We start from the raw sequence: 5,735 nt of genomic DNA, 5'->3' as shown, positions 1-5,735 counted from the left end.
AGAGGAAGGCCGACTGCAGGATGGTCAGTACCGCCGCCTCCTGGTCGGGAACGTCCTTCACCACCAGCGGATTGTTGCCGCCGAGCTCCAGGGCCAGGATCTTGTCCAGCTGGTCGGCGAACTGGCGATGCAGGATGCCCCCTACCCGGGCGCTGCCGGTGAACAGCAGGCCATCGATGCCGGGGTTTGCCGAGAGCGCCTGGCCGGTCGCGGCGGCACCCTGCACCAGGTTGATCACCCCGTCCGGCAGCCCCGCCTCCTGCCAGCACTGCAGGGTGAGGTCAGCGGTCAGCGGGGTCTGCTCGCTGGGCTTGAACACCACGCAGTTGCCGGCCAGCAGCGCCGGTACCATGTGGCCGTTGGGCAGGTGGCCGGGGAAGTTGTAGGGGCCATAGACCGCCATCACCCCGTGCGGGCGATGGCGCAGCACGGCGGTGGCGTCCCCCAGGTCGCGGCTGCGCTCGCCGGTACGCTCCTGGTAGGCGCGGATCGAAAGCGCCACCTTGCCGATCATCGCACCGACCTCGGTACGCGCCTCCCAGAGGGGTTTGCCGGTCTCCTGGGCGATGGCCGTGGCCAGGTCCTCGCGGTGGCCCTCCAGCACGTCGCGGAAGCGCTCCACCAGTGCCTGGCGCTCGTCGAAGGGAGTGCGCGCCCAGGCCGGGAAGGCGCCCCGTGCGGCGGCCACCGCGGCCTCCACCTGGGCCTCGGTGCCGGCCGCGCCCTCCCAGAGGCGCTCATCGGAGACGGGGTCGTGCTTGGTGATGGCCTCCCCCTCACCCGCCTGCCAGGTGCCGCCGACCAGCAGCTGTCGTCTTGCCTTCATCACGCCTCCTCCTCGGTATCCAGTATGCGCAGGGTGTCGCCGGAGGCGACCTCCAGCCGACGCGCCTCGACCTCGTCGAGCGTCACCACGCCCTCGGCGTCTGGCCCTCGTCCCAGCCAGGCGGCACGGAAGCCGGCCATCCCGGTGGTGGCGGCCAGCCAGCGCGGCCGCGGTGAGCCATCACGTGAGCCGGTCTTGATCTCCACCCGGCAGCGCCGCGACAGCCGCACGCCGCGCACGTCGTCGATGTAGGCCTCCACGGTCGGGCCGCCGTCGAAGATATCGATGTAGCCCTCCCAGCGCAGGCCCTCCTTCTTGAGCATGGCCAGCGCCGGGCGGGTGTGCTCGTGGACCTGGCCGATGCAGGCCCGCGCCGCTTCGCTGAGGAAGGGGGTGTAGATCGGGAACTTGGGCATCAGCTCGCCGATGAAGCTCTTCTGGCCAAGCCCGGTGAGCTTGTCCGCCTCGTCGAAGTCTAGCGGGAAGAAGTGGCTGCCCAGGCACTCCCAGAACGGGCTGCGCCCCTGGTCGTCGAAGACACCACGCATCTCGGCGAGCACCTTCTCGGGGAAGCGGTCACGGAACTCGGCCAGGAACAGCCAGCGCATCATTGACAGCAGCGCACCGTTGCGCTGGTGGCGTCGGTCCGCGCCGCGATACTCGGGGCGCAGGAACAGCGAGGCCACCTCGGCATCGCCGGTGTGGTCGGAGCTCAGGAAGAGGGTGTCGATGGTGCGGTGCAGGTCGAGCTGCACCGAGGAGTGGGCCAGGGTCCCCAGCCGGTAGTGGTAGAAGGGGATCTCGCGCCCCACCTGGCCCTCGATGGCACAGCAGCCGGCCAGCCGACCATGCGCCTCGTCCTCCAGCACGAAGAAGTAGAGCCGCTGGTCCTGCGGCGTACGCTCCTCGAAGGCGGCCACCGTCGAGGCGATCCTGGACGCCAGGAAGTCGCGATTGTCGGGCAGCGAGGTGAAGCCCACCCCGGTCTCCCGGGCCAGGGCCTGAAGCTCGTCAAGGTCGCCCTCGGCGATCGGTCGAATGCGCATTAGAGCTCTCCCTCGTCATAGCCCGGATCGTGCGCGTCGAGACTGCCGTCCCCCATCCCCGACAGTGCCAGGGGAGCGGCCAGTACGGCGCGCCCCTCCTCCACGCCCAGCCGCTCGGCATGTTCCGGGGAGAGCATCAGCTGGCCGGTGGGCGACAGGGCATAGCGCGCCACCACGCAGCGGAAGTCGCCGAGGCGCTGGTTGGCGACCATGGCCGGCTCGGCATCGGGCAGCGCATGGGCGGGACGGATACGCACCGGGTGCCAGGCGGCTCGGCGGAAGCTCGCCAGACGCTCCCGCTCGCCCTTGATCACCGGACCGGCATCGAAGATGTCCACGTGGCGCGAACGCAGGAAGCCCTCGGCCAGCATCTCGGTCAAGGCCGACTCGTGGTCGGGGTGCTCGCGACCGATGGCGGCCCGGGCCTGGGGCGTGAGCAGCGCCAGATAGAGCGGGAACTGCGGCATGACCTCGGCGATGAAGCTCTTCGAACGCACGCCGGCCAGGTAGTTGATCTCCTGGTAGTCGCGCACGAAGAAGTGACGTCCCACGCTGTTCCAGAACGGCGACTCGCCCTGCTCGTCCAGGTAGCCGGGGAAGGCCATGGCCAGGATGCTGGCGAAGCGCTCCGGGTACTGGGCGATGAACATCAGCCGCGCCCGGCGCAGCAGGCTCTCGGCGCTGGTGCCCTTGTAGCGGGCATCCAGCGACAGGGCGCAGAGCAGGGTCGCCTCTGAGACCTCGTGGGAGAGCGACAGGGTCGGCACCTCGCGACGCACGTCGAGCTGCTGCGAGGCGTGGATCAGCGTCTCCTGGCGATAAGTGTAGTAGGCCTCGCGGGCACCGACCTGAGCACGGATGGTGGCGGTGCCCGCCACCTCGCCGCGCTCCAGGTCCTCGAGCACGAAGGTGTAGTGCTCGTCACCAGGCGCCTCGACCTCGGCAGCGAAGGCGCGCTGGGAGCGGGCGATCCGCTCTTCCAGGCGGTCGCGGTGCGCCGGCAGATTGGTCAGCCGCGGTGTCGCGCTGCCGGCCAGGCGCTCCAGGGCCGGCAGGTCCGCCGGACGGACGGGGCGTATGACCAGCATGGCAGGGTCTCCGGCAAGTGGTGGGTCGTCACGCATCGTGGAACCGGGGCTCACTTCCCCGCTGCCAGCCGCGCCACCGCCCGCTCGAGACGCGCCATGCCCTCGGCGATATCAGCCTCCGGGATCACCAGCGAGGGCGCCATGCGCAGCACGTTGGGGCCGGCGATCAGCGCCATCAGCCCCTCCTCGAGGGCCAGCGGCAGGATGTCCTTGGCCCGCCCCTCGTACGCCGGCGCCATCTCGGCCCCGATCAGCAGGCCCATGCCGCGGATCTCGCGGAACACGCCATGCTGGCGGTTGATCGCCTCGAGGTGCTCGCGGAAGAGATCATGGCGGTGCTTGACGCCCTCGAGCACCTCCGGGGTGTCGATATATTCCACGGCGGCCAGAGCCACGGCCGAGGCGAGCGGGTTGCCGCCGTAGGTGGAGCCGTGGGTGCCGATGGCCATGGCCGGGGCCACGCGGTCGGTTGTCAGCATGGCGCCCACCGGGAAGCCGCCGCCCAGCGACTTGGCACTGGTCAGGATGTCCGGGGTCACGCCATACTGCTGGTAGGCATAGAGTGAACCGGTGCGCCCCGCCCCGGTCTGCACCTCGTCGAAGATCAGCAACACATCGAAGGCGTCGCACAGGTCACGCAGCCCCTGCAGGAACGCCGGAGCAGCGGGGATGATGCCACCCTCCCCCTGCATCGGCTCGACCATCACCGCGCAGGTGTCATCGTCGATCAGGTTACGCACGCTGTCGAGGTCGTTGTACTGGCCATGGACGATCCCCCCCGGGACCGGGCCGAAGCCCTGGGAATACTTGGGCTGCCCGCCGACGCTGACGGTGAAGAAGGTGCGGCCATGGAAGGACTGCGAAAAGGAGACGATACGGTGCTTGTGCTCGCCATGGTGGTCATGGGCCCAGCGCCGCGCCAGCTTGAGGGCCGCCTCGTTGGCCTCGCCGCCGGAGGAGCAGAGGTAGACCTTGTCGGCGAAGGTGCGCTCGACCAGGCTGCGCGCCAGCTTGAGGGCCGGCTCGTTGGTGTAGACATTGGAGAGGTGCCAGAGCTTGTTCGCCTGGGCCGTGAGGGCCTCGACCAGCACCGGATGGCAGTGCCCCAGGCCGTTCACGGCGATGCCGCCGGCGAAATCGATGTACTCGCGGCCCTCCTGGTCCCACAGGCGACTCCCCTCGCCGCGCACCGGAACCGCCTTCTGGGGAGCGTAGTTGGGCACCATGTAGTGGTCGAAGTCGGCGCGGGTCGGGGTCTGGCTCATGTCGCTCTCCATTCCTGGCATGACGGATCAACTATCATTCGGGACAACTAACACTCGAGTATAGGGAGCGTCGGCGCGGGAGGCTTTCAGCAATGGGACGGCGAGTTGTGTAAAAGGCAGCCGTCGTGCCGCCCCACGCACGCCGCGGCCCCCCCGCCGACGAGGAGTCCGAGATGTTCAACACCACGGCCTGGAACCGGATCCGCTACGGGCTCTATGCCCCGGTCTATGACCTGGTGGCCGAGCGCGCCTTCCGCGGGGCCCGTCGCATGGCACTCGGCCAGGTGACCTGGCAGCCCGGCATGCGGGTGCTGCTGGTCGGCGCCGGCACCGGGCTCGACCTGCCCTGGCTGCCGCGGGACGTCGAGCTGCACGCCACCGACCTCTCCCCGGCCATGGTCAGGCGCCTCGGGCGACGCGCCGAGGCTCAGGGCCGCGACGTCCAGGCCGAGGTCATGGACGCCGAACGCCTCGACTACCCCGACGACCACTTCGACGTGGTGGTGATGCACCTGATCCTCGCGGTGATGCCCGACCCCGCAAAGGGGCTCGCCGAGGCCAGGCGGGTGCTGAAACCGGAGGGCCAGCTCTGCGTGATGGACAAGTTCCAGGCCGACGACCGTCCGGCCGGCCTGGCCCGCCGCGGCCTCAACGCCCTCACCTCGGCCATCGCCACCGACATCACCCGCCAGGCGCGGCCGCTGCTGGAGGCGGCGGGCTTCGTCATCGAGCAGGACACGCCGGTGATGATGGGCTCGCTGTTCCGCGCCCTGGTGGCACGCAAGGGCGACACGGTGGCCGCTACCTCAGCCGCTCCTCGCGGGGCGTGATGCCGAAGTGGTTGCGGTAGGCGGTGGAGAAGTGCGCCGCCGAGGAGAAGCCGGTCTGCAGGGCGATCTCGCCGGCGGGGTGGTCGCTTTCGCGAAGCAGCCGACGTGCCTGCTGCAGGCGCAGGTCCAAGTAGTAGCGGCTGGGCACCGCCTGCAGGTACTTCTTGAACAGTCGCTCGAGCTGTCGACGGGAGATGCCCAGGTGCTCGGCCAGCTCGTGGGTGGTCAGGGGCTCCTCGATGTTGGCCTCCATCAGCGCCACCGCCTCGGCCAGGCTCTCGGGGGCATGGCCGAGCCGCGAGCGCAGCGGGACCTGCTGGGGCTCGTCGCCCATGCGGATGCGCTCCAACACGAAGTGCTCGGAAATGCGCTCGGCCAGCCGGGGGCCATGCTGGCTGCCCACCAGGGTCATCATCATGTCCATGGCGGCGGTGCCGCCGCCGCAGGTCAAGCGGTCGCGGTCGATCTCGAAGAGCTGGCGGGAGAGGCGCACGCGGGGGAAGGCCTCGGAGAAGGCCTCGAAGCGCTGCCAGGGCAGCGTCGCCCGGTAGCCATCCAGGACCCCGGCCCGGGCCAGCACCTCGGTACCACCGCCGATGCCGCCCAAGAGTACGCCCGCCCCGGCCAACCGGCTCAGCCAGTCGATCAGGCGCGTGGGAACACTACCGGACAGCGGGCCC

General features: G+C 69.9%; 6 protein-coding genes. 1 reads left to right on the top strand and 5 read right to left on the bottom strand.

All coding sequences use genetic code 11. The features are described from left to right. The 4 genes from RI841_RS13845 to RI841_RS13830 all read right to left on the bottom strand — a co-directional run. On the bottom strand, positions 1-826 hold an 826-nt coding region (locus RI841_RS13845), incomplete at its 3' end, for an aldehyde dehydrogenase family protein (protein ID WP_310706217.1). Next, on the bottom strand, positions 826-1,872 hold the full coding sequence (astA, locus tag RI841_RS13840) for an arginine N-succinyltransferase (RefSeq protein WP_310706216.1): 1,047 nt from the start codon (positions 1,870-1,872) through the stop codon (positions 826-828). The genes astA and RI841_RS13845, both read right to left, overlap by 1 nt. Beyond that, positions 1,872-2,960 (bottom strand): arginine N-succinyltransferase, encoded by a 1,089-nt coding sequence (locus tag RI841_RS13835; protein WP_310706215.1) that lies wholly within the window; start codon positions 2,958-2,960, stop codon positions 1,872-1,874. Before RI841_RS13835 ends, astA begins: the two co-directional genes overlap by 1 nt. A 50-nt stretch (positions 2,961-3,010) precedes the next feature. After that, positions 3,011-4,225: an aspartate aminotransferase family protein gene (locus RI841_RS13830; protein WP_310706214.1), complete on the bottom strand. Its 1,215-nt coding sequence runs from the start codon at positions 4,223-4,225 to the stop codon at positions 3,011-3,013. Positions 4,226-4,398: 173 nt separating this feature from the next. Here RI841_RS13830 and RI841_RS13825 point away from each other — a divergent pair, with 173 nt between their 5' ends. Continuing rightward, complete coding sequence (locus tag RI841_RS13825; RefSeq protein WP_310706213.1) at positions 4,399-5,055, top strand: class I SAM-dependent methyltransferase; 657 nt, start codon at positions 4,399-4,401, stop codon at positions 5,053-5,055. Here RI841_RS13825 and RI841_RS13820 read toward each other — a convergent pair. Beyond that, on the bottom strand, positions 5,027-5,735 hold a 709-nt coding region (locus RI841_RS13820; RefSeq protein ID WP_310706212.1), incomplete at its 5' end, for a helix-turn-helix domain-containing protein. The genes RI841_RS13825 and RI841_RS13820 overlap by 29 nt on opposite strands.

The sequence above is a fragment of the Halomonas sp. genome (assembly GCF_031581305.1).
GTDB lineage: Bacteria > Pseudomonadota > Gammaproteobacteria > Pseudomonadales > Halomonadaceae > Halomonas.
This window is presented reverse-complemented; position numbering and strand designations above follow the sequence as displayed.